This is a genomic window from Mycobacterium sp. NPDC050041, assembly GCF_049541695.1.
Taxonomy (GTDB): Bacteria; Actinomycetota; Actinomycetes; order Mycobacteriales; family Mycobacteriaceae; genus Mycobacterium.
On the sequence record NZ_JBMVDG010000006.1, the window covers coordinates 246,168 to 268,518 of the forward strand.

General features: G+C 67.8%; 22 protein-coding genes. 7 read left to right on the top strand and 15 right to left on the bottom strand.

All coding sequences use genetic code 11. The features are described from left to right. Positions 1–4: 4 nt before the first annotated feature. Entirely contained in the window at positions 5–2,494 is a 2,490-nt protein-coding gene (locus ACPCHZ_RS20055; protein ID WP_423486327.1) for a caspase family protein, read from the top strand. Here ACPCHZ_RS20055 and ACPCHZ_RS20060 read toward each other — a convergent pair. Continuing rightward, positions 2,463–4,721 (bottom strand): NADP-dependent isocitrate dehydrogenase, encoded by a 2,259-nt coding sequence (locus tag ACPCHZ_RS20060; protein ID WP_423486328.1) that lies wholly within the window; start codon positions 4,719–4,721, stop codon positions 2,463–2,465. The genes ACPCHZ_RS20055 and ACPCHZ_RS20060 overlap by 32 nt on opposite strands. Before the next feature lie 349 nt (positions 4,722–5,070). On the opposite strand from ACPCHZ_RS20060, the gene ACPCHZ_RS20065 reads away from it, so the two are divergent. Together ACPCHZ_RS20065 and ACPCHZ_RS20070 are read left to right on the top strand one after the other, a co-directional pair. Next, entirely contained in the window at positions 5,071–6,273 is a 1,203-nt protein-coding gene (locus tag ACPCHZ_RS20065) for an acyl-CoA dehydrogenase family protein (RefSeq protein ID WP_423486329.1), read from the top strand. After that, positions 6,266–7,414, top strand: a complete 1,149-nt coding sequence (locus ACPCHZ_RS20070) for an acyl-CoA dehydrogenase family protein (protein ID WP_423486330.1) — start codon at positions 6,266–6,268, stop codon at positions 7,412–7,414. The genes ACPCHZ_RS20065 and ACPCHZ_RS20070 overlap by 8 nt, the downstream gene beginning before the upstream one ends. A gap of 13 nt (positions 7,415–7,427) precedes the next feature. Here the strand turns inward: ACPCHZ_RS20070 and ACPCHZ_RS20075 are convergent, their stop codons facing one another. The 7 genes from ACPCHZ_RS20075 to ACPCHZ_RS20105 form a co-directional block, all read right to left on the bottom strand. Continuing rightward, complete coding sequence (locus ACPCHZ_RS20075; RefSeq protein WP_423486331.1) at positions 7,428–8,684, bottom strand: MFS transporter; 1,257 nt, start codon at positions 8,682–8,684, stop codon at positions 7,428–7,430. Continuing rightward, positions 8,684–9,535 carry a DMT family transporter gene (locus ACPCHZ_RS20080; protein ID WP_423486332.1) on the bottom strand — a complete coding sequence of 284 codons (852 nt, stop codon included), beginning with the start codon at positions 9,533–9,535 and terminating at the stop codon, positions 8,684–8,686. Before ACPCHZ_RS20080 ends, ACPCHZ_RS20075 begins: the two co-directional genes overlap by 1 nt. 47 nt (positions 9,536–9,582) lie before the next feature. Further along, positions 9,583–10,476: an SDR family oxidoreductase gene (locus tag ACPCHZ_RS20085; RefSeq protein ID WP_423486333.1), complete on the bottom strand. Its 894-nt coding sequence runs from the start codon at positions 10,474–10,476 to the stop codon at positions 9,583–9,585. 111 nt (positions 10,477–10,587) lie between these two features. Next, positions 10,588–10,992 (bottom strand): DUF1622 domain-containing protein, encoded by a 405-nt coding sequence (locus tag ACPCHZ_RS20090; RefSeq protein ID WP_423486334.1) that lies wholly within the window; start codon positions 10,990–10,992, stop codon positions 10,588–10,590. Between the two features lie 17 nt (positions 10,993–11,009). Continuing rightward, positions 11,010–11,729 carry an MgtC/SapB family protein gene (locus ACPCHZ_RS20095; protein ID WP_423486335.1) on the bottom strand — a complete coding sequence of 240 codons (720 nt, stop codon included), beginning with the start codon at positions 11,727–11,729 and terminating at the stop codon, positions 11,010–11,012. 105 nt (positions 11,730–11,834) lie between these two features. Then, entirely contained in the window at positions 11,835–12,215 is a 381-nt protein-coding gene (locus ACPCHZ_RS20100; protein WP_364983410.1) for a hypothetical protein, read from the bottom strand. Positions 12,216–12,373: 158 nt separating this feature from the next. After that, complete coding sequence (locus tag ACPCHZ_RS20105; RefSeq protein WP_423486415.1) at positions 12,374–13,339, bottom strand: Bug family tripartite tricarboxylate transporter substrate binding protein; 966 nt, start codon at positions 13,337–13,339, stop codon at positions 12,374–12,376. 378 nt (positions 13,340–13,717) lie between these two features. On the opposite strand from ACPCHZ_RS20105, the gene ACPCHZ_RS20110 reads away from it, so the two are divergent. Further along, positions 13,718–14,068: a hypothetical protein gene (locus ACPCHZ_RS20110; protein ID WP_423486336.1), complete on the top strand. Its 351-nt coding sequence runs from the start codon at positions 13,718–13,720 to the stop codon at positions 14,066–14,068. 15 nt (positions 14,069–14,083) lie between these two features. Here ACPCHZ_RS20110 and ACPCHZ_RS20115 read toward each other — a convergent pair whose 3' ends face one another. Next, a complete protein-coding gene (locus tag ACPCHZ_RS20115) occupies positions 14,084–14,815 on the bottom strand; it encodes an SDR family oxidoreductase (RefSeq protein ID WP_423486337.1) in 732 nt (243 codons plus the stop codon). A gap of 27 nt (positions 14,816–14,842) precedes the next feature. Here ACPCHZ_RS20115 and ACPCHZ_RS20120 point away from each other — a divergent pair, with 27 nt between their 5' ends. Then, on the top strand, positions 14,843–15,475 hold the full coding sequence (locus ACPCHZ_RS20120; RefSeq protein WP_423486338.1) for a TetR/AcrR family transcriptional regulator: 633 nt from the start codon (positions 14,843–14,845) through the stop codon (positions 15,473–15,475). Positions 15,476–15,564: 89 nt separating this feature from the next. Here the strand turns inward: ACPCHZ_RS20120 and ACPCHZ_RS20125 are convergent, their stop codons facing one another. Next, complete coding sequence (locus ACPCHZ_RS20125) at positions 15,565–16,785, bottom strand: cytochrome P450 (RefSeq protein ID WP_423486339.1); 1,221 nt, start codon at positions 16,783–16,785, stop codon at positions 15,565–15,567. A gap of 186 nt (positions 16,786–16,971) precedes the next feature. Between ACPCHZ_RS20125 and ACPCHZ_RS20130 the strand changes: the two genes are divergently transcribed. Next, a complete protein-coding gene (locus ACPCHZ_RS20130) occupies positions 16,972–17,538 on the top strand; it encodes a TetR/AcrR family transcriptional regulator (protein ID WP_423486340.1) in 567 nt (188 codons plus the stop codon). 62 nt (positions 17,539–17,600) lie between these two features. Here ACPCHZ_RS20130 and ACPCHZ_RS20135 read toward each other — a convergent pair whose 3' ends face one another. The 3 genes from ACPCHZ_RS20135 to ACPCHZ_RS20145 form a co-directional block, all read right to left on the bottom strand. Next, positions 17,601–18,386 carry a DUF4239 domain-containing protein gene (locus tag ACPCHZ_RS20135; protein WP_423486341.1) on the bottom strand — a complete coding sequence of 262 codons (786 nt, stop codon included), beginning with the start codon at positions 18,384–18,386 and terminating at the stop codon, positions 17,601–17,603. A 203-nt stretch (positions 18,387–18,589) separates the two neighbouring features. Next, positions 18,590–19,381, bottom strand: a complete 792-nt coding sequence (locus ACPCHZ_RS20140) for an enoyl-CoA hydratase/isomerase family protein (RefSeq protein WP_423486342.1) — start codon at positions 19,379–19,381, stop codon at positions 18,590–18,592. 62 nt (positions 19,382–19,443) lie between these two features. After that, positions 19,444–19,863 (bottom strand): hypothetical protein, encoded by a 420-nt coding sequence (locus ACPCHZ_RS20145; protein WP_423486343.1) that lies wholly within the window; start codon positions 19,861–19,863, stop codon positions 19,444–19,446. Positions 19,864–19,960: 97 nt separating this feature from the next. Between ACPCHZ_RS20145 and ACPCHZ_RS20150 the strand changes: the two genes are divergently transcribed. Further along, on the top strand, positions 19,961–20,542 hold the full coding sequence (locus ACPCHZ_RS20150) for a DUF2165 domain-containing protein (protein WP_423486344.1): 582 nt from the start codon (positions 19,961–19,963) through the stop codon (positions 20,540–20,542). Positions 20,543–20,574: 32 nt separating this feature from the next. On the opposite strand, the gene ACPCHZ_RS20155 is transcribed toward ACPCHZ_RS20150, so the two are convergent. Together ACPCHZ_RS20155 and ACPCHZ_RS20160 are read right to left on the bottom strand one after the other, a co-directional pair. After that, positions 20,575–21,366 carry an SDR family NAD(P)-dependent oxidoreductase gene (locus ACPCHZ_RS20155; protein WP_423486345.1) on the bottom strand — a complete coding sequence of 264 codons (792 nt, stop codon included), beginning with the start codon at positions 21,364–21,366 and terminating at the stop codon, positions 20,575–20,577. Between the two features lie 35 nt (positions 21,367–21,401). Further along, positions 21,402–22,328, bottom strand: coding sequence for an alpha/beta hydrolase (locus ACPCHZ_RS20160; RefSeq protein ID WP_423486346.1), 927 nt, complete (start codon positions 22,326–22,328; stop codon positions 21,402–21,404). Positions 22,329–22,351: the final 23 nt, after the last annotated feature.

Genomic DNA, 22,351 nt, shown 5'->3' on the forward strand with positions numbered 1-22,351 from the left:
AGTCATGAGAGACCTCGCTGTGGTCGTGGGCATCTCGCGGTATCCACAACTGGCGGCCGACGGCGCCGCTCCCGATCTCGACGGGCCGCACAACGACGCGCTCGCCGTGAAGAGCTGGCTGGTCGACCCGGACGGGGGCGCTCTGGCGGAGGACGACGTGCGGCTGATCCGCTCGGACGATCCCGTCGACGCGCACGATCCCGAGCCGGCGACGGCACAGGTCGAACGGGCCCTCAAGTGGGTCGAGGAGCAGACCCGCGAATCGTCGGGACGCAGACTGTACCTGTACTTCTCGGGGCACGGCTTCGCCCCGCGGCTCGAGGAGGGCGCGCTGTTCACTGCGAACGCATCCCAGATGAGCCCGGAGCACGTGTTCGCCCACGGCTGGATGCAGTGGTTTCGCACGGCGCAGCGATTCCGGGAGGTGGTGTTGTGGATGGACTGTTGCATGAACTTCTCTCAGTCCATCCCGGTCAACGAAGTGCCGCTGCGCACCCGCATCGGCACCGGTTCGGCCGTCCCCGCCTTCCTCGGCCTGGCCGCTCAGACGAAGAGCGCGCTGGAGCACCGCATGGACGACGGGCAGGTCCACGGCGTTTTCACCTGGACGCTGCTGCGAGGTCTGCAGGGAGGTGCCGCCGACGAGCGCGGCCGTGTCACCGGACACAGCCTGCGCAACTTCCTGCTGACGGTGATGCCCGAATTCCTTCCGGATTCTGCGCGCAACTCCACGGCGGTCGACCTCTACCCGTTCGTCCGCGCCGATGACGGGCTGGTGTTCCATCGGCTGCCGGCGCGGCTCAAATATCCTGTGCAGCTGACATTCCCGGCGGAAGCCGAGGGCGAGCCGCTACACATCTGGACGGGTCGCCCCCTGGTGGAGGCCGTGTCGGCAACGGTGCGCAACGGGTCGTGGAGCGGCGAGCTGCTGCGTGGGTTGTACGTGGCCGAGGTGCCGGGAGCCGGACTGCGGCACGGCTTCCAGGTCAGCGGCGCCGGACGGGTGCCCGAGACCGTCAGCGACACCGGTCCCGCGGTCGGGCAGTCCGACGGAACGGAGCTCTTCTCGCTCGACGTGGTCGCGGACAACCCGTCGGCGGCGATCAGCGTGATGGACAACGGGTTCGAGCGTGTCTTCGACGGCACCGGGGAGGTGCACGAGGTCGACAGCCCCGGCGTCTACAAGGTGCGGGTGGAGTTCGGCCGTGACATCACCATGGTGTGCGACCAGGTCGTGCTGTTGGACCGCCACGGCGTGCCGGGCCGGGTGAAGTCGCCCCAACTCGCGTCCGCGGCGCCCATCCCGGGAACCGCGTCGACCCTCGGCACGCACGAGACGCCGTTCGCGGACGCGGCCGAAGGCCGAAGCCGTCACACCCCGTTCGTGCACGGCAGCTCCGGCATCTCGCTGCTGGCCCGGCATTGGAGCGACCCCGGCCAGTCCGCGATCGCAGTCCCCCACCCGATGGCCGGCCTCGAACTCGTCGACGCCGCAGGCGTACCGCTGGGCGACCTCGTCGCCGAGTGTGACGTCGACGGACAGCCGGGCGTCGACGCAGTGGCCGTCTGGGAACGCCCGCTCGACCCCGGCGTCTACTTCCTGAGGCAGAGCCGGGACGACGGCCGACGCCACGAGGGATGCCTCGTCGTCTCACCGGGCTGGATCACCCAGGTCGCCGTCAAGCGCGCCGCACACGAAACGCCGTCGGCCGAACACCCCGACGGACTCGCCGGCGTGGCCCTGTTCATGCGCAGGCACGGCGTGCCGCGATCCGCCGACGAGGATGCCGCCGTCGAGGGCGCCCGCGTGGCGCTGGCGCTGAACCGCAACATCCTCGCCGAGGGGCACGGCGAACAGCTCGTCGACATGCTGGTCACGAATGTCACCAGCCCGATCGCCGGCATCATCGGCGGACACCTGCTGCTGCTCGCCATGAAGCAGGCGGCGGCGCCGAATCCCCAGCAGGAGAAGCAGTTCGACACACTGGTGCGGCGGCTGCGGGAACTCGTCGGCGATGCCCACCCCGATGTCGAGGCGCTGTCACTGCGATGCACCGACCCGACGCTGCGCACCACGGCGACTTTCATCGCACCACCCATGCTGCGGTACGGCTGGCAGCTGGTCACCGACGCCAGTTACGACCATCCGGAGCTGATCTCGGCCGCGCTGTGGGAACGGGTGCATGCCACCGTGGCGCTGCGGGCCTACCTGACGTGGGCCATCGACGGGCAGACCCAGCAGGCGCACGCCGATCAACTCAGCGCGTGGATGGGTGCGTTCACCACGGCGTCGCGACCGGCACCGGCCCCCGGGAACGGCCACATCGGGGCGATGGCCGCCCGGCTGCCCGTGCTTCCGCCCGCCGAGTCGTTGCCGTCCGCCGCGAGGGACGCCGCGCGCCGGCTGCAGGTGCCGGCCGTGGCCGCCGAAGCGCTGTGGCGCAGCGCCCGACGGACGGCGGCTAGCTCTTCTCCGTCACCGGCTCCTCGGTGACGCTTTCCAGCACGGTGTTGAGCGTCTTGCTCGGCCGCATCACCGCGGTGGTCTTCTCGCGGTCCGGGTAGTAGTAGCCGCCGATGTCGACCGCATCGCCCTGCACCTCGGCGAGTTCGGACACGATCGCGTCCTCCTTCTCCTCCAGGGTCTTGGCCAGGGTGGCGAAATGCTCGGCCAGTTCCTTGTCGTCGGTCTGCTCGGCGAGTTCCTGCGCCCAGTACATCGCGAGGTAGAACTGGCTGCCCCGGTTGTCGAGCTCACCGGCCTTACGGGACGGGTTCTTGTTGTTGTTCAACAGTTTCCCGATGGCGGAATCCAGCGTCTTGCCCAGCAGCACCGACCGCTTGTTGTCGGTCTTGCGGCCGAGGTCCTCGAAACAGGCGCCCAGGGCCAGGAATTCGCCGAGCGAATCCCACCGCAGGTGATTCTCCTCGACCAGCTGGTGGACGTGCTTGGGCGCCGAACCGCCCGCACCCGTCTCGTACATGCCGCCGCCCGCCATCAGCGGCACGATCGACAGCATCTTGGCGCTGGTCCCGAGTTCCAGGATCGGGAACAGGTCGGTCAGGTAGTCGCGCAGGATGTTTCCGGTGACGGCGATGGTGTCCTCGCCGCGGATCACCCGCTCCAGCGTGTACCTCATGGCCCACACCTGCGGCATGATCTGGATGTGCAGGCCCTCGGTGTCGTGGTCCTTCAGGTAGGCCTTGACCTTCTTGCGCAGTTCGGCCTCGTGCGGACGCTCGGTGTCCAGCCAGAACAACGCCGTCATGCCCGACTCGCGCGCGCGTGTCACCGCGAGTTTCACCCAGTCCCGGATCGCGGCGTCCTTGACGATCGGCATACGCCAGATGTCGCCGGTCTCGACGTTCTGGCTCAGCAGCACCTCGCCGGTGTCGATGTCGACGATGTCGGCCACCCCGTCCTCGGGGATCTCGAAGGTCTTGTCGTGGCTGCCGTACTCCTCGGCCTTCTGCGCCATCAGGCCGACGTTGGGCACGGTGCCCATGGTGGTCGGGTCGAACTGTCCGTGGGTCTTACAGAAGTTGATCATCTCCTGGTAGATCCGGGAGAACGTCGACTCCGGGTTGACCGCCTTGGTGTCCTTGGTGCGCCCGTCGGCGCCGTACATCTTGCCGCCGAGCCGGATCATCGCGGGCATCGACGCGTCGACGATCACGTCGCTGGGCGAGTGGAAGTTCGTGATGCCGCGGGCCGAATCAACCATCGCCAGCTCGGGCCGGTGCTCGTGGCAGGCGTGGAGGTCGTTGACGATCTCCTCGCGCTGAGAGGCCGGCAGCTTCTCGATCTTGTCGTAGAGGTCGGACATGCCGTTGTTGACGTTGACGCCGAGCTCGTCGAAAAGCTTCTGGTGCTTGGCGAATGCGTCCTTGTAGAAGACCTTGACCGCATGCCCGAACACGATCGGGTGCGACACCTTCATCATCGTCGCCTTGACGTGCAGCGAGAACATCACGCCGGTCTCGTAGGCGTCCTGCATCTCGTGCTCGTAGAAATCGCACAGCGCCTTCTTGCTCATGAACATGCTGTCGATGACGTCGCCGGCGTCGAGGGCGACCTCGGGCTTGAGCACGATGGTCTCGCCGCTCTTGGTCTTGAGCACCATCTTGACCTTGCGGTCTTGCTCGATCGTCATCGACTTCTCGCCGGCGTAGAAGTCGCCGCCGCGCATGGTGGCCACGTGCGTGCGCGACGCCTGCGACCACTGGCCCATGCTGTGCGGGTGTTTGCGGGCGTACTCCTTGACCGCCTTGGGAGCGCGACGGTCCGAGTTGCCTTGTCGCAGAACGGGGTTGACCGCACTGCCGAGGATCTTGGCGTAGCGATCCTTGATCGCCTTCTCCTCGTCGTTCTTCGGCTCCCCCACCCAGTCGGGCAGGTCGTAGCCCTTGGCCTTGAGTTCCTTGATGGCGGCCAGCAGCTGCGGCACCGAGGCGCTGATGTTCGGCAGCTTGATGATGTTGGTATCCGGCGAGTGGGTGAGCTCACCGAGCGTGGCCAGGTTGTCGGGCACCCTCTGTTCCTCGGTCAACCGGTCGGAGAACTCGGCCAGGATGCGCGCCGCCACCGAGATGTCGCTGGTCTCGACGTTGATGCCCGCCGGTTCGGTGAACGTCCGAATGATGGGCAGAAAGGCGTAGGTCGCCAGCATCGGCGCCTCGTCGGTCAGCGTGTAGATGATGGTCGGCTTCTCGGCGCTCATTGGTCTGTTCTCCCGGCGTCAGTTCGGTCAGTGGCGAAGCGGTCCGCTTGTGGCGGCGGTTACCAGTATTGCCTCGCACACACCTCCCGTGTGATGTGCCCTGCACGACGACCCCGCACCGGCCGTCCGGCGCTGCGCCATGCGGCGCTGCGAGACTTTGCTGCCATCGCCGGCTCCGGCGCGACACGCAGCACCACTCGCGGCGACACCCACGGTGCAGTTCGCCGCAGCCGGCTCGGTCCGGTCGCCCGTCGGGTGGTCGCGGCCCGCCGGTACGGTCACAGTGGGCGCGTGGTCGCAGCCGCGTGCCGGGCGCGATTCCGCAGCCGACACGCTGGAGGAGCACTTCATGAGCACCGTCGCCGAAACCGAGCGGGTCGCCGAACTCGCCCGCACCGTAGTCGCCGAACACGATCCGAAGTCCGTGCCCATCCCTGAATTCCTGGGTGCCTGCTACGACGCCGGCCTGTCCTGGGTGCACTTCCCCGACGGGCTCGGCGGCCTCGGACTCTCCCGCGGGCTGCAGGCCGTCGCCGACGGCATCCTGCAGGGCGCGGGCGGACCGGTGCCGCTCGGGCTGAATCCGATGGGCTACGGCATGGCGGCGCCGACGGTGCGCGAACACGCCCGCAGCGACGACCTCAAGCGGGAGTGGCTGCGGCCGCTGGCCACGACGGAGCACATCTGGTGTCAGCTGTTCTCCGAGCCCGGTGCCGGTTCCGACCTCGCGGGGCTGTCGACCTCGGCGGTGCCCGATGGTGACGAGTGGGTGGTCAACGGCCAGAAGGTGTGGACCAGCCTGGCCCACCGCGCGCGCTGGGGGCTGCTGCTCGCACGCACCAATCCTGACGTGCCCAAGCACAAGGGCCTGACCTACTTCGTGATCGACATGCACGCGCCGGGCGTCGAGACGCGGCCGCTGCGCCAACTGACCGGCCACGCCGAATTCAACGAGGTCTACTTCAACGACGCCCGGATCCCCGACGCCCACCGCCTCGGCGACATCGGCAACGGCTGGGCGGTCGCGATGACCACACTGATGAACGAGCGCAGCGCGCTCGGCGGCAGCGGCAGCCGCCGCGGCGCGGGCACCATCGCCGACGCGGTGGCGCTGTGGGCGTCGCGGCCCGAGCGGCAGACACCGGTGCTGCGGGACCGGCTGACCCAGTTGTGGTTGCGTTCGGAGGCGCAGCGGCTGACGTCGGAGCGCTCGCGGGCCTCGGCGACCGTCGGCGGGCCCGGCCCCGAGGCCTCGATCGGCAAGCTCGTCGGCGCCGAACTCAATCAGCACATCTATCAGTGGTGCATGGATTTCCTCGGCCCGGAGGGACTGCTCTACCACGGCTACGGCATGCAGGACGGCGGCCGGGCCGCCGAGGAGACCGACTGGCGCGGCCCGATCCAGCAGCGGTTCCTGCGCAGCCGCGCCAACACCATCGAGGGCGGCACGTCCGAGGTGATGCGCAACATCCTGGGTGAGCGGGTGCTCGGCCTGCCAGGCGACCTGCGTGCCGATGCGGGCATGCCGTGGAAGGAGATCCCCCGTGGCTGAGAAGTTCAGGTTCACCGACGAACAGCAGCAGTTGCGGGCCGCGGTGCGAAAGTTCTGTGCCGAGCACTTCGACGAGCAGGCGGTACGGGCGTTGATGGAGTCCGACCCGCCGTTCGACGCGAAGCTGTGGTCCCGGCTCGGCGCCGAACTCGGCGTGCTGGGACTGTCGGTGCCCGAATCCGACGGCGGCGCGGGCGGCAACCTGGTGGACCAGGCGGTGGCGGTCGAGGAGTTCGGCGCCGCGCTGGCGTGCGGGCCGCTGTTCGGGACGGTGTACCTCGCTGTTCCCGCACTGGTCGCCGCGTCGGCGGGGCCGGCACGTGACGCCCTGCTGGCCGATCTCGTCGAGGGCGCCCGGACCGCGGCGTTCGCGGTGGGTGAGCGCGCCGGCGTCTTCGATCCGGGCGCGGTGACGGTCACCGTCGAGGGTGAGGCATTGACGGGTTCACTGCCGCAGGTCGTCGACGCAGGCGCAGCCGACGTGCTGCTGGTGGCCGCCACCGGAGTCGGCGGCGTGGGGTTGTACGCGGTCGACACGACGGGCGACGGGGTGACGCGGTCGCCGCTGGTGACACTCGACCTGACCCGCCCGCAGGCGGCGGTCGAACTGGCCGGCGCGACGGCCACGCTGATCGCCGGCCCGGACGAGGCGCCGCGGGTGATCCAGCACGCCCTGCACGTGGGTGCGGCACTGCTGGCCGTCGAACAGGTCGGCGCCGCACAGCATCTGCTCGATCTGGCCGTCGACTACGCGAAGTCCCGGCTGCAGTTCGGCAGGCCGATCGGGTCGTTCCAGGCGGTCAAGCACCGGTTGGCGGACATGCTCGTCGAGGCCGAGCATGCCCGGTCGACGGCGTATCACGCGGTGTGGGCGCTGACCGACGGGTCCGATGACGCCGCCCTGGCCACCGCCATCGCGCAGGCCACCACCTCGGCCGCGCTGAGCCGCATCGCCGCCGACACCATCCAGGTGCTCGGCGGCATCGGTTTCACCTGGGAGCACCAGGCGCATCTGTATTTCAAGCGCGCCACCACCGATGCGGCGCTGCTGGGCAGCGCCGAGGACCACCGCACTCGCATCGCCGAGCTCGTGCTGGATCCGGCGGTGCCCGACCGGGTGGTCCGGGTCGCCGCAGGCTGAGCCGAATCCGGGTTCAGCGCTCCGCGGTGTCGGTGGGGACGGTCTCCTCGGCCGGCGGTCGGCCCACCTCGGCCGCCACCACCGCGGACGGACGACCGAGGAGCAGGAACAGCGCTCCCCCGACGAATGCCGCAGCGCCTGCGAAGGTCAGGAAGCCGTTGAAGCTGGGGCCGGCCTGCAGGCTGCGGCTCAGGATCAGGGCGCCGAGTGCCGAGGAGACGCCGATGGCGGCCGACAGCACACTGAGCACGGTGCTGTAGATCGTCAGGTGGAAGCGACGCGCCACCAGGTAGGCGATGACGTCGCCCTCGGCGCCCCAGGCAGCCCCGAGGCAGCACACCGCCACCACGACGACGACGAAGCTGTCCCATGGTGACGCGATCAGCAGGCAGCCGAGGCCGGGCAGTCCCATCGCCACGGCCGCGACGATCTGGGGCGGCAGCCGGTCGAGGGCGACGCCGCAGGCGAACCGGCCGACGATCACGGCCACGGCGAAGACGGACACCAGCAGGGCGACCGCCTGGCCTGCCGGCACCGAGTCACCCAGCATCACGCCGAGCTGGGTGGTGGTCACCGAGTGGTACAGGTTGCACAGCAGCACACCGGCCAGCAGGATCCAGAACACCCGGCTCCGCCCGATCGCACGGTAGTCGTTGCGGGTGTTTGCTTCTCGGGCGGCGCGACGCAGCGTCCGGTCTTCGGTGGGGATGAGGGCGAGGGCCAGCACGCCGATTGCCGCGATGACGACCGCGATCGCCAGGCAGCCCACCCGCCAGCCGTAGGCGCCGTTGACCGCCTCCAGGGCGGGGACTCCGATCGCGCCGAGCAGAGGCGGTCCGGAGATGGCGATCGCCAGGGCGAGACCGCGCGCCTCCTGGAATCGGGTCGCGACGAGGCGGCTGTACACCGATGGGGTCGTCGTCACGCCCAACGCGATCAGCACGACGTTGATCGCGAAGTACTGCCAGATCGGCCCGGACATCAGCGAATAGGCGATCCAGCAGGCGGGCAGACCGGTGACGCCGAGGATCGCGATCCGGCGCACGCCGAAGAGGTCGGTGAGGCGCCCGTAGACGGGCAGGAAGACGAAGGTGAGCAGGGTGATGACACCGGTCAGTGCGAAATCGGCCCGGCTCCAGCCGAACTCGGCCAGAAACTGCGGCCCCATCGCAGCATTGGTGTAGGCGCTCAGGCTCAGTCCGGCACTGAGGCCGGAGGTCGCCGCGGCCAGTGGCTGCCAGTTGGTCCGCAGTTCGCGGAAGTAACTCATCAAGGGTTCGACGGTACCGGTTTGGGTCTCGCACGGACGGCGAGGAGGCCGCCACCGATGACGAGCACCATCCCGGCATAGGTGACCGGTGTCGGCGCGTGATGCCAGACCACCCAGTCGATCAGGGCGGTGAAGACGATCACCGTGTAGATGAAGGGCCCCACCTTCTCCGCCGAGGCGTAGCGGTAGGCCAGCACGATGAGGACCTGTGAGCCCATCTGCGCGCATCCCAGGGCGACCAGCCACACCCAGGCCTGCGCGGGGATCGGTTGCCAGTCGAGGACGGCGACGGGGACGGACAGCAGCGTGGAGAGCAGGAAGTAGTAGAACAGGATCCTCATGACCGGCTCGGTGGATCCGAGCCAGCGCACCGACATCATCGCCACGGCCAAAAACACTGCGCCTGCCAGTGCGGACAGCTCGCCGGTGTCGAAGCGGTGGCCCTGGGGCTGCAGCACCAGCAGCACGCCGGCGAAGCCGAGTCCGGCGCCCGCCCATGTCAGCCCGGAGATGCGTGCCCGGGTGACACACCAGGCGACCAGCGGCATCCACAGCGGTGCGGTGTAGGTCAGCAGGGTGGCGTTGGCCAGTGGGATCTGGGTGATCGCGAAGAACAGCGCGTACCAGCAGGCGGTGCCCATCGTCGCCCGCAGGATGTGCATGCCGATCCGGTTGGTCCGCAGTGCCGCCCGTCCGCCCCGCAGTGCCACCGGGGCGATGAACAAGAAGCAGATCAGGTTCTGGGCGAGCAACAGGACGCCGGTCGAGGTGTACTGACCCGACACCTTGGCCAGCGCACCCACCAACGCGACACAGAAGAAGGCGGCGGTGGTGAGAGCCGCTGCCAGCACGAGGTTTTCGGGACGGTACCCGGTTCTGGCGGTCGCCGGCGGCATCATCACCCCCGAGACGCCGGAATGCCGTCCACCGAAGCGGTTTCGGCGGTGCGGGCATTCATCCGGTTGGTCTCGCGCTCGAGCAGGCGGTTGAGCGCTCGTGGCGCGACGACATCGAGAGCCCGCAGTGCAAGGGCCTTTCGGGGCGCGATGCGGACGGGCCGGTGGCGCGCGGCGGTCACCATCCACTCCGCCGCCTCGTCCGGGGTGAGCGCGGGCAGCCCGGCGTAGGCGCGCGTCGGCGCGATCATCGCGGTCGCCACCAGCGGGTAGTACACGGTGGTCGAGTGCACGCCCGCATGGCCCCACTCGGTGTCGATGACGCGGCTGACCGCACTGAGTGCCGCCTTCGACGCGTTGTACACGGCGAACAGCGGCGAGGATTCGGGCAGCACCCGCCAGGTGGCGATGTTGATGATGTGGCCGTCGCCGCGTGCGCACATGCCGGGCGCCAGGCCCCGCATGAGTCGCAGTGGCGCGTAGTAATTGAGCGCCATCACGCGTTCGACGTCGTGCCAGCGGTCCAGCGAGTCGGCCAGCGGCCGGCGAATCGACCTGGCGGCGTTGTTGATCAGGATGTCGACCGGCCCGGCCTCCGCCACGAGGTGGTCTACCTGGTCGAGGTCGGCGAGGTCGGCGGTCATGGCGACGGCCCGGCCGCCGTGTGCGGTGATGCGATCGACCAGTTCGGCGAGCAGATGTTCGCGGCGGGCGACCGCGATGATCGAGCCGCCGCGGGCGGCGAGCTTCTCGGCAGCAACGGCACCGATGCCGGCTGATGCGCCGGTCAGCAGGATCCGCTTGCCCGCCAGATCGACCGGCCGACGTGAAGGCAGATGGGGCAGCGGACGCATCCCCGCCAGCCGCATCGCTCTTCTGATGTCGGGCTTGGCCACCGTTGATCTCCTGTCCGGCCGGCACTAGGCGGCCGGGTCTGTCCACAATCTATGGCCCCCCAAGCTGACCCGGCAGCAAATTGACTCAAAGGTCAGAAGCTGACGACGTCGTCATTCCTGCGTGGGTCGGGTCGACTCTCGTGCGGCCCGCGCCAGCACCTGCGGACCCGTCGTGAGGGCCTTTCGCCACGGCGCGACGCCGTCGACCTCCACCTCGATGGTGATGCTCAGCACCGTCCGAATCAGGACGATCATCCCCAGCACCGCCGCATCGGTCAGCGACGGTGTCGAGGTGACGGTCTTGACGATGTCCGCGGCCACGAGCAACTCCAGGCCGAGCAGTATCGCCCCACCGAGTGAGTTGCGCAGCGACTTGAAGGCGCGGCCGCCGTCGCGGGTTCGCCCCCAGATCACCGCGGCGAGGGCGAAGGCGAACACGAAGCCCACCACCATCGACAGCACACCGGACACCTCGAACACCTGGGTGGCCCGCTCGAAGAACGTCTGCACTCGCACTCAGATCACCCGTGCCCTCACGTCGACCAGTCGGCCGCCTGCTCGTTGAGCAGGCCCCATCGCACCGAAGTCACCCCGGCCTGCCCGCTCAGCGCACGGACGGCGTCTTCGGCGGACTGGTCGTCGCGGACGGCGGTCGCGTAGTCGGCTCGGAGTTCGGTCTGATCGGCGGTGTGCGCCGGTAGCGACTGCACCGCCCGCAATTGGAAGTGCGGCGCCGGCAGGGCTTGCGTCAACAGTGTTTTGACCACCGCTTCGACGCGGGCGCCGCACACGACACTGAGCCGGTACTCGGCCGGCGTCACGTCGCGCCCGCCCTTGGTGGTCATCCGGTCCAGCCGGGTTCCGAGAGGCTGCAGGAACCAGTTCCCCGCGACGACGATGACGGCGCCGGCAACGGCTTCGCGCCACATCCACGCACCGGCCAGCGCGCCGACGGCAGCCGTCGCCCACAGGGTGGCTGCGGTGTTGAGGCCGGTGACGGACAGCCCGTGCTTCATGATGACGCCGGCGCCGAGAAAACCTACGCCGGAGACGATCTGCGCCGCGACGCGGAGCCGGTCGCCTTCCTGGTCGAAGCTGTAGGCGCTGAGGATGAGGAACAGCGCGGAGCCCATGCTGACCAACGCCATCGTCTGCAGCCCCGCCATCCGGGACCGCCACTGGCGTTCGAAGCCGATGGCGATGCCCAGGGCCGTGGCCAGGCCGACGCGCGTCAGCAGTTCGAGGGCCAGCATGCCTGCGATCTTCCCCTCGTCGCCGGCTTTCGTCCGCTCGACACGCTCGGGGAATGCGGCCGGCCCGCCACCTGGTGGTGGCGGGCCGGGTGGGCGGCTCGGATGTCAGGGCTGTGCGGCGACGAGCGGCGGATTCTGGGCGACCGGGCCCGGCTGCTTGGGCGGCTTGGGCGACTGCTCGACGACGGCGAGGCCGGGGTCGACGATCTGGGGCCGGATGTTGCCTGCGCCGCGCTTGGGCGCGGTGGTGACGACGATGGTCCCGCCGCGGCAGGAGACGATCTTTCCGTCGACGAAGACGTCCTGGCCGTCGTCGATCGGGATGTTGTAGCCGTCGGCGTCGGTGTAGTTGCAACTGCCGGCGGGGCCGGGCTCGTTGTCGGTGGCGTGCGCGGTGGCTGGGGCCAGGGCGAAGATGGCGAGCGCGCCGAGCATCGTGGCTGCGTAGCGGAAGCGGGTCAGCTTGTGGGTGTTCGAAGTGGTCATGGTGAGTTCCTCTCGGGCGGGGCTGGTGCCTGGGTGCTGAGAAGAATGTTGCTCGCCGCAGGGGGGTGTCCGTAATCGCTTGCGAGCCAGAGTTCCGCTGTGGGAGGCAAGGTTTCCCTAGTCGTCGGGCAAGGCCGCCGCTCGGGGCGCAGTGCTGGTCAGCGGCCTGCGTCGCCGAGCGCGGCCTTGACGTCCGCCTGGGTATCGGCCAGGAAGGTCTGGAACTCCTGGCCGGTCATGAAGGTGGTGGTGAATTGATTGCGCTCGGAGATCTGTTGCCAGGTGGTCGATTTCACCATCTCGCCGATCGCCTTCTGCCAGAACGCGACGGCGACCTCCGGCATGGCCGGTGGCCCGTAGAGGCCGCGCCAGTTCGACAGCGTGACGTCGAGTCCCTGTTCCCGTGCGGTGGGGGCGTCGAGACCGGGCAGCCGGTTCTCGGCGAGCACGCCGAGCGCCGCGAGCTCCCCTGACTTCAGTTGGCCGACGAACTCGCTGACGCCGCCGATCGCCACGCCGATCGAGCCGTCACGTAGCGCAGTGATCTGGTCGCCGCCTCCCTCATGGGTGACGTACCTGATGGTCGACGGGTCACCGCCGGCCGCCTTGACCAGGAGGTCGAAGGGGGCCTGGTCGTCGTTGGCCGCGCCGACCGCGACACGTCCGGGATCCGCCTTGATCGCGGTCATGAGGTCACCGAGATTCCTGAACGGGGAGTTCGCAGCGGTGACGACGACGTAGTACTCGGTCATCAGACGGGCGATCATCGTGACGTCGCCGTACCCGTACTTCGACACACCGCGCAGCTCGTTCATCATGATCGACAGCGACGTGACGGAGACCTGATCGTCCCTGCCCTTGTCCTGTTCGACCATGGTGGCCAGGAAGTCCGCGCCGCTCGCGCCCGGCCTGTTCTGAATCGGGAGCGGCACGTCGACGATGCCCTCCTTCTGCAGCGCGTCGACGACCGAGCGGATCGTGAGGTCGAATCCGCTGCCCGGGTTGGCCCCGGCCGTCATCGTGACGGGTCCCGAAGGGTATGCCGCTGGGGCCGGCGCGGATTCGGCGTCTTGACAACCGGTCAGCACCAGCGTCGAAGCCACCACGGCAGCGATGGCGTGCATGATCTTCACAGGGGATGCGCTCCTAGGTCGTGTGTCGCGGCCGGCAGCCAGCGCGTTCGGTCGCTGAGAGCTGAGCCCACCCAGAAGCTGTACACGAAACCGCTGCTTCGCGGTCACCGCTTCGATGGATCCTCACACCCAGTTGAAGAATCTGGCCGAGCTGTCCGAGGGGGCGTGGACTTTGCGGATCGACCGCCGAGCGGGATGGCCATCTGTTGCTCAAGATCAACGCAGAGCAGGCCAGCCAGCCCGCTGAGCAGGCACTTCTCTGGACCCGCACCGGTGTAGCCCGTGGGGTTGATTGCGTTGACAAGCACTCGATGCCGTGGTTGCTGTCTCGCGTGGTGGACGGACGGTGATCGCCGCTAGGGTCATCGCGTGCGCACACACTCGACCTTCGTGGCATCGGCCCTGGCGGCCGGCGCCGCCGCCCTCCTGCTGGCGGCGCCGATCGCCGATGCCGATCCGCCACCGCCCTGCGCTCCGGAGGACCAGCAGTGCCAGGAGCAGCAGAAGAACCCGGGCGCGGGTATCGCCAACGAAGTCATCGACAACGTCCAGCAGGGCGTCGATCAGGCGAACGAGGCGCTGAACCCGAAACCCAGTGCCGGCCCGGGCATCATGGTGCTCAAGAACGGTGTGCCGTGGTGCATGGCTCTGGGCCAGCCCATCCCGCCCGGCGCGGTGATCTCGAACATTCACCCGAGCGGGATGACGTCCTACTGCTGAGACCGTGGGCCACCGTCAGACCGTGACGGCCGCGAGCGCCTCGGCGAGATGGGCATTGAGCTCCTCGACGCTGCCGCTCAAGCGGGCCTTGACGTCCTTGGAGTCCTCGTCGGCGAGCACCTCGAAGGCTCCGGCGGCGACACCGTCGTATGCCTGCCCCACCACGCTCGCCGGACTGCTCTTCGGAACCTCGAATCGGGTGACCATCGCGGTGTCGATCATCCCGACGATCAGCCCGGTGACGCTGGTCTGCTGCGCCGCCAGTTCGGCGCGCAGAGCATTGGTGGCCGACCACATCGCGGCCTTGGACGCCGCATAGGCCGTCGGCATCGGAATCCAGGCGGCCAGTGACAGCACGTTGAGCAGGGCGCCGCCGCCGTTGGCGGCCAGCACCGGTGCGAAAGCCTTGGCGACGCGCAGATTGCCGAAGAAGTTGGTCTCGAATATCCGGCGCGCGACGTCCTCGTCACCGGTCAGGACGGAGAAGTCCTCCTCGGGTGCGACGGCCGCGTTGTTCACCACGAGATCCACGTCCGTCGCGGTCGCCGCGGCACGGGCGACCGACGCCGTGTCGGTCAGGTCGAGGGGTAAGGGCACCACGCGGTCATCGTTCCAGTGCCGCGGCGTCCGGGCGGTCGCGTAGACGCGTCGCGCACCGCGCGCAAGCGCCTGTCGCACGAATTCACCGCCGAGACCGCCGTTCGCTCCGGTGATCAGCACCGTCCGACCCTCGAGTTGCTCCGTCATCGTGACTCCCGCCTAGTATGTGAGTAAGTGGGGTACATCCCCATCTACACAAGTGGGGAGCATCCCCAGTTATTCCTGGGAGCGGAGGCGGAATCGGTGGCCACCGTGTCGCGTCCGCTGCGCGCCGACGCACGGCGCAATCGCGAGGCGATCCTGCGTGCTGCTCGAGCGGCCTTCGACACCGAGGGGATCTTCGCTTCCATCGACGGCATCGCCACCGCCGCCGGCGTCGGCAACGCCACCCTGTACCGCAACTTCCCCACCCGAGACGACCTGCTGGCGGCGGTGATCGAGGACAGCGTCGCGGACCTGCTCGCCGAGGCCGACGGTTTCGATCGCAGGTCGGCCGACGATGCGCTGCGCGAGTGGCTCTTCCGGCTCGCGTGGCGACTGCGCATCTGGCACGACCTGCCGACCTGCATCGCCGGTGCAGTGGACGACGCCGACTCACCGGTCAAGGACGTCAACACGCGGCTGACGGACCGCACCCGCGACTTCCTGCTGCGAGCCTGTGACCATGGATCGGCGTCGGGTTCCGTCACCGCCGAGGAGTTGTTCGAACTCGTCCTGGCGGTCTCCTGGGCCATTGACCGCTTCGGTGACCAGCCGCGGCGCGCGCGGCGACGGGTGGCGCTGGCGACGGCCGGGGTGTTCGGTTAGTCGGAACCGACCCCACACCAGCGTTGTTCGACAAGACCTGGACGCTGCCCGACATCCGACCCGTCAGGTGACGTGTATTCCCCGTCGCGTCAAGCGAACTCGAGTGGGAGGCGATCGAGACGCCGCACGAGCAGGCTCGGGAGCCATCGTGCCGTTTCGGCCGCTCGGATACGGGTGGTTCGCTGCAGGAGCTGACTGAGCACGGTCGTTGCCTCCAGACGCGCCAGGGCGGCACCGACGCAGAAGTGCGCACCCTTGCCGAATGCGATGTGCCGCTTGCCGACAGCACGATCGAGTCGAAACGACTCCGGATCATCGAATTGCGATGGGTCCCGATTGGCCGCGCCCCACAGCAGGACCAGACGTGACCCGGCCGGAAGCTCTACCCCAGCCAACATGGTGTCGGTGACGACGTGGCGGTAGTGCGCGCGGAACGGCGGCTCGAATCGCAGCACCTCCTCCAGGAAGGCGCCGAACAGTTCGGGTCGATCCCGTACCTGCTGCTGAATGTCCGGGCGCGTGGCCAACACCCACGCAGCTGAACCGATCAACGAGGCGGTGGATTCGCCGCCGGCACTGAACAGCGTGATCATCATGACCTGCGCGGTGATGTCGTCCAGCTCGCCGTCCGCACAGGCCGTGGCGAGGTCGCCGAGAAGGTTGTCCCGCGGGCAACCTGCGGCGTGATGGAACTGAGCCGCGATGTAGCTGCTCAGCTCCACGACCGCGACGCCTGCTGCGGTGCGGACATCGTCGTCGACCAGACCTTCCAGCAACTGCGTCGCGGCGAACCCCCAAGCCACGAGGCTGTCGACATCCTCTTCGGGGACGCCGATGATCCGTCCGACGATCATCATCGGCAGACGGTTGGCCACCGCGCCCATCCACTCGATCCGCCCATCTCGGCCGTTGGCGTCCCAGAGTCGGGTCGCGGTCTCGGCGATGAACGGCTCTGCGGTCCCGATGCGCTTGGCCGCCAAATGCCGCACGAGCGCCTTCCTGTGAACCGCATGCGCCGGATCGTCAGCAGTGGCCAGCACCTGCGTCGGTCCGCCGAGTCCGTCCATGGCGAACGCGCTCACCGTGCCATCGGCGTCGTACTTCATCGTGGCGGTCAGATTCGAGGAGAAGTCGACACACCGCGTCACCGCCTCATTGATCGCGTCCCATCCGGACACCGCGTAGAAACCGGAGTCACCCACCCGGTGAACCGGTCCCGAGGCGTGCATGCGCTGGTACAGCGGGTAGGGATCCTGCAGGTATCGGCTGTCGAACAACTGAATGCCCAGAGGGTCCGCCCGCGGTGTCATTGGTCAACGCTGAGCGCCGTCGGGCGTCGGCGTCAACGCGGCGCGTCGAGGTTGAGACGGCACCTCACCGGTGAAGCGGGCCCCTGTCTCACTGAAGCTCGTTCACAAGCGGCAACGCTGAGATATCTATGCCGTAACGTCTCAGTTCTGCGAAGACCAGACACAAACGTCTAGAAGGGGTACGCGGTGGTTCGAGACGATTGGGTCGTCGGCGGCGATCGTCGTGCAGCCGCCGCCGACCGGATCTACGCCGCCGCGACCGACCTCGCGCTCCGCGACGGACTGGACGCGTTCGACATCGAAGCCCTGGCTGAGCGCGTGCACTGCTCGAGAGCCACGGTCTACCGATACGCGGGCGGCAAGTCGCAGATTCGAGATGCGGTCCTGATGCGCCTGGCCGCGGGTGTCGTTGACACCGTGCGCTCCGCAGTCGCCGACCTGAGCGGTCCTGAACGGGTGCTGACAGCGATCACGGTGGCACTCGCCGAGATGCGGTCGGAGCCGCTTCGACGGCTGATGACGGGTTCGACGACGCTGTCCGAATTGGGTGAGTTGCAGTCATCACCCGCGCTGGTGCGCATCGCCGCTGAACTCACCGGACTGACCGACGATCCGCAGGCGGCGGTTTGGGTCGTCCACGTCGTGCTGTCCCTTGTGTACCTGCCCCTCGGCGATCCGGCGGCCGAGCACGACATGCTGCGGCGGATCGTCTCACCCGGGTTGTCGGCCGCCGGTCGATGCTTGGCCGAATAGTCTGCGGTACAGACACATCGTCTCGAGGCCAAAGGGGTACGACGTCGAGTCGATGGCTTCTCCTAACTCCCCCGGTCCACGGTGTCGAAGATCGTCAACGCGTCTGCGAACGGCGCCGGCGTGACGCCCAGGTCGCGGCCGAACGGCCGGTCGAGCCAGAACACGATGAACAGCAGGAGCCCGAGTAGTACCGCCACAGAACCGGACAGCAGCAGGTGGACTCGCCGGTTTTCCAGTCGCGAGAAGGTCATCAGGGCGATGAGCAGCACGCCGCCGAACAGGAGACCGACCCAGAGCAAACCGGGTATTCGCGGCCTAGCGTCGAGGAACCGGGCGTTACGGTCCGAGGCGAGGGTGGCCAATTGCTTGAGGAATTCGCCGTCGAGGGGTCGCGAGGCCTCATCGGCCGGTTGCTTACCCAGTATTCGGTACATGTCGGTGATCGCCGAGCGGGCCACTTCGTTGCCGTCGCCCTCGTACTGGCTGTCCCACTCGGCGTCGACAGCCATCGTGTAATCGCGCAATGCGTCGCGGAGTTGACTCTGTTTCGGGCCCGACATGCCGACGGTCTGCCGGTACATCGTCGTCAGCGTCGAGGCCTCGTTGCTCACCGTCGCCTCGGCCGAGGAGAACTGCTCCCATGCCACGACGACCGTGAATCCCAGGAGCGCGCCGTAGACCAGAGCGACGGTGGTCAGGAAAGGGGAGAGCGAAGTGTTGGATTCGCGGTCCTTGCGGCCGTCCGCCGTGCGGTTGGCCAGCCAGATACCGAAGACCGCGAGAGCAATCGACGCCGCGACCACCAAGATCAAGAACAGCCACAATCCGGGAAGACCCATTCCCGCCATCGGCCACCTCCCCGATCGGGGTAGAACGCCTGCTGAACGTTACACCGAAAGACCGAGTCGCTCGTGACATCGATGACGCCCAATGCCCGTGCCGGTCGGCCGAAGACGGGGTCAAACAGAAGGCGTCGGAGGCTCGCGGCGATCGGCGATTCATGTACAGCCAGTCCACCGCGCAGCAGATCTCGCGACTGCGGTGGCGCCGATCAACGTCCGTCGAACGTCGCGTGGCCGGGACCGGCTTCGAGGAAGCTCGCCACCGCACGTTGCAGATCCTCGGTGGCGAACAGCGCGCCGGACACCTCGGGGGTCACCTCGTCGGCATGGCGAACACCGCCCGATCGCCACGCTGCGATGACCTCTTTCGTCGCCGCATTCGCCTTGGTCGGTCCGTCCGCCAGGCGGTTGGTGAGTGCGCGGGCGGCGGCGTCGACGTCGTCGTGAACGGCATTCACCACGCCCCAGTCGGCCATGGTCGCGGCATCGTAGAGATCACCCGTCATGACGAGCTCCCGCGCGCGGCCGGAGCCGGCCCGTTCCGCGAGCCGCTGCGGTCCGCCCATCGACGGCGTCAACCCCACCACGATCTCGACCAGTCCGAACTTGGCCTTCGGCGCCGCCAGAATGATGTCGCAGCCGAGCGCGATCTCGAACGCCGCCGTGAGAGTGAGCCCGTGCGCCGCGTACACCACCGGGCACGGCAGCTGCTCGAGGGGATGGATCACGTCAGCGAATAGTCGCCGCCACAGGTCCGCGCCCTGTTCCGCGGTCAACCCCTCGAAGACATGGACGTCGACGCCTGCCGAGTTGACCTTGCCCTCGGCGCGGAGCAGCACTGCCCGCGGCGGGTTCGCGGTCACCTCCGCGATGCGGGCGACCAGAGAGTCGAACGTCGCCTGGTCGAACAGGTTCAGCGGGCCGTTGTCGAAGGTCAGCGTCACCACGTCGGCGCCCGCGGGCGTGGTGGTCGTCTCGAGCACGATCGGATTAGTCGACACGGCCCTCACAGTGCCACACCGGGTTACAACTGTTGCGTCGATGCCCTGACGGACGTCACGACCTACTTGTCCGAGTCGTCCTTTGAATCGTCATCCGACTTGTCGTCAGAATCGCCGTCCGACTTATCGTCCGACTTGTCGTTCGAGTCGTCCTTCGAATCGTCGTCCGACTTGTCGTTGGAGTCGTCGTCCGACTTGTCGTCGGAGTCGTCCTTCGAGTCGTCGTCCGACTTGTCGTCAGAATCCTTCTTCTCTGCCTTCTTCTTCTCCGCCTTGTTCCTGGCGGCCTTGACCAACTCGAGCGCCTCGTCGTCGGTGCATTCGGTGCCGGCATCCTTGAACTGTTGTTTGACGGCCTTCACCGCCTCGTCATCGCTGACATTGAGTGGCACCTCGACGTCTTCGGGCAATTCCGCGTCATCCTCGTCCGCCCGCTTGTTCAGGTCGTCGATCACGTCCGGGTTTACTTCGTCTTCCGCCATAGCGCTACCTTAGGAAGTCGGCCGGCTGTTCGTGGCCACTTCGGCTCCATGCTCCAGACACGCACGTCGATAAGCACTCTGATCGGAGAAGTCGGGCATGAAATCCTTGAAGACCATCGACGGCGCTGATCGATCGCAGCCGCGTTGGCTAGCCATGGGTAGCCCTTTCGCTGTCGGTGGAGTGCTCGTCGGACTGAACGCGCTCTTCATGCTGTTGGTCGCATTCGGGAACATCACCGATTTCGCCACCAATCAGGCGTTCGTTCAACACGTTCTGTCAATGGACACGGCGAACTTCGGTGCGCCGGCGGGGCAGAATCTCGACCCGTCGGTGATGTGGCACGCAATCGAGTCCCGGCCACTTCAGACTGCCGCGTACACGGGCGTCATCGCGTGGGAACTCCTTGCCGGTGTGGCACTGGCAGCGGCGACGGTCTGGTGGTTTACGCGTTCGGTGCGGAACAGGAGACGGGCACGCGCCCTGGCGACCATCGGGCTGACGATGATCGTTGTGCTGTTCTTCGGGGGTTTCCTCGCCATCGGCGGCGAATGGTTCCAGATGTGGCGTTCGTCCGATTGGAACGGATCCGATGCCGCGTTCCGCAACGCCGTCATCGCGCTCTTCGCGCTGCTCGTCATTCACCTGCCTGCTACACCGGACGTCAGCGCCGGCGACTGACCACACCGAAGTGCATCCGGCCGGACCGTCCCCTACTTGAACGGGTTGAAGGTGCGGCCCATCACGTACTGAATGCGTTGCGGAATGGGTCGTATCGCCGCGGCGGTGAGCTTGTTGACCGTGCCCGGCACGCACACCGGGTTGCCCTTGGTGACCGCGGCCCACCCTGCGCTGACGACGGCATCGGGCTCCTGCCACAGGAATCCGGGCAGTCGATCCGCCGCGTCACGAGTGCCCATGACGTCGTGGAACTCGCTGTGGGTGAAGCCGGGGCAGAGTGCTGTCACATGGATGCCGTGCGGCTTGAGCTCCATGTCAAGAGACTGGGACATGTTGAGCACGTAGGCCTTGATCCCGGTGTACAGCAGACCCTCCCCGGGCGGAGCCATCGCGGCCAGTGAGGACAGATTGACGATGCGCCCCCATCGGCGCTGCTTCATGCCCGGAATCACCCGATGGGCCAGCTCGGTCGTCGCGGTCACCATGAGCTGGATCTCGGCGGCCACCGATTCCCACGGAGTCTCGGAGAACTTCGTGCTCGACGACAGGCCGGCGTTGTTGATGAGCACGTCGATGGGCAAGCCGATCTTCTCGGCGTGACCGACGATTGCCGCCGGGGCACCGGGGTCGGTCAAGTCGGCGGTGAGGACCTCGCCGCGCACGCCGTGCGCCTGACGCAGCTCGACTGCCAGTTCTTCGAGACGCTCGGCGCGACGGGCGACGAGCAGCACGTCGAAACCCTGGGCGGCGAGATGGCGGGCGAAGGCTGCTCCGATACCGGCGGAGGCTCCGGTGATGAGGGCGGCTCGTCGCTGAGTCGTCATGGGAATTCCTTTCGTGCGCGAGATGCGCGGATTGGTCAGGCCGCGGTTCGCGGTGCTCCGACGTGGCGGTCCAGGAAGGCGATCTGATCGGTCACGATCTGCTCGAAGTGCGGGTCCAGGTAGGGCTCGAAGTGCGTGCAGTCATAGGACTTCACCTCGCCCTTGGGGATGCGGGACACGATCTTTCGAGCCTTCGCATACGGGGTGACGTCGTCCTTGATGGCCAGTTGCACCAGCGTGGGTGCGGTGATCTTGGCGGCGTGACGGCCCGGAGAGTAGAACGGCACCCCCAGGGCAATACGCGCGGCGACGTCATTTTCGGCGAGCAGTTCCTCGCGGCGGTCCCCGGCCATCCGTTCCACCAGGTCCGCCGCCCCCGGGGAGGTCATCATCGCAACATCGCCCGGTCGTCCAATGGCGGCCACCCGGTAGGGCGGACGTCCCAGCCAGTCACCCACCCGGTCTCGCAGACCCGCGAGAATCAACCGCGAGACCAGCTTCGGGGATTGGGCGAACGCCGAGGCTGGGCCGGTGACGTGCGGCACCTGCACGATTGCCGCGGCGAGGTCGTGGTCGTGGCTAGCCAGTACCAGGACGTGCCCGCCGCCGAAGGAGGAACCCCAGCCCACCACCCGGGTGTTGTCGACACCGTCGAGGTGGCGGGCGTAGGCGATGGCAGCCGACCAGTCTGCCTGCTGGCCCTTGATGTCCAAGATTCGGCGGGGCTCCCCGCCCGATGCACCCCAGGACCGGTAGTCGAACACCAGCGTGGCGTAGCCGGCTTGGGCGAACCGTTCGGCGTAGGCGTCCAGGCGCAGCTCCCGGAATGCGGCGAACCCGTGCGCCATGACCACGATCGGCGGATTCGGCACGCCGTCGGGCCGATACAGCCAGGCCGCACAGGGTGTGCCGTCGGAGGCGAAGGTGACGTCGTGTCGAACGTAGCTGAATGGGTCAGGCACGGCATTAATCCTCATCAAGTATC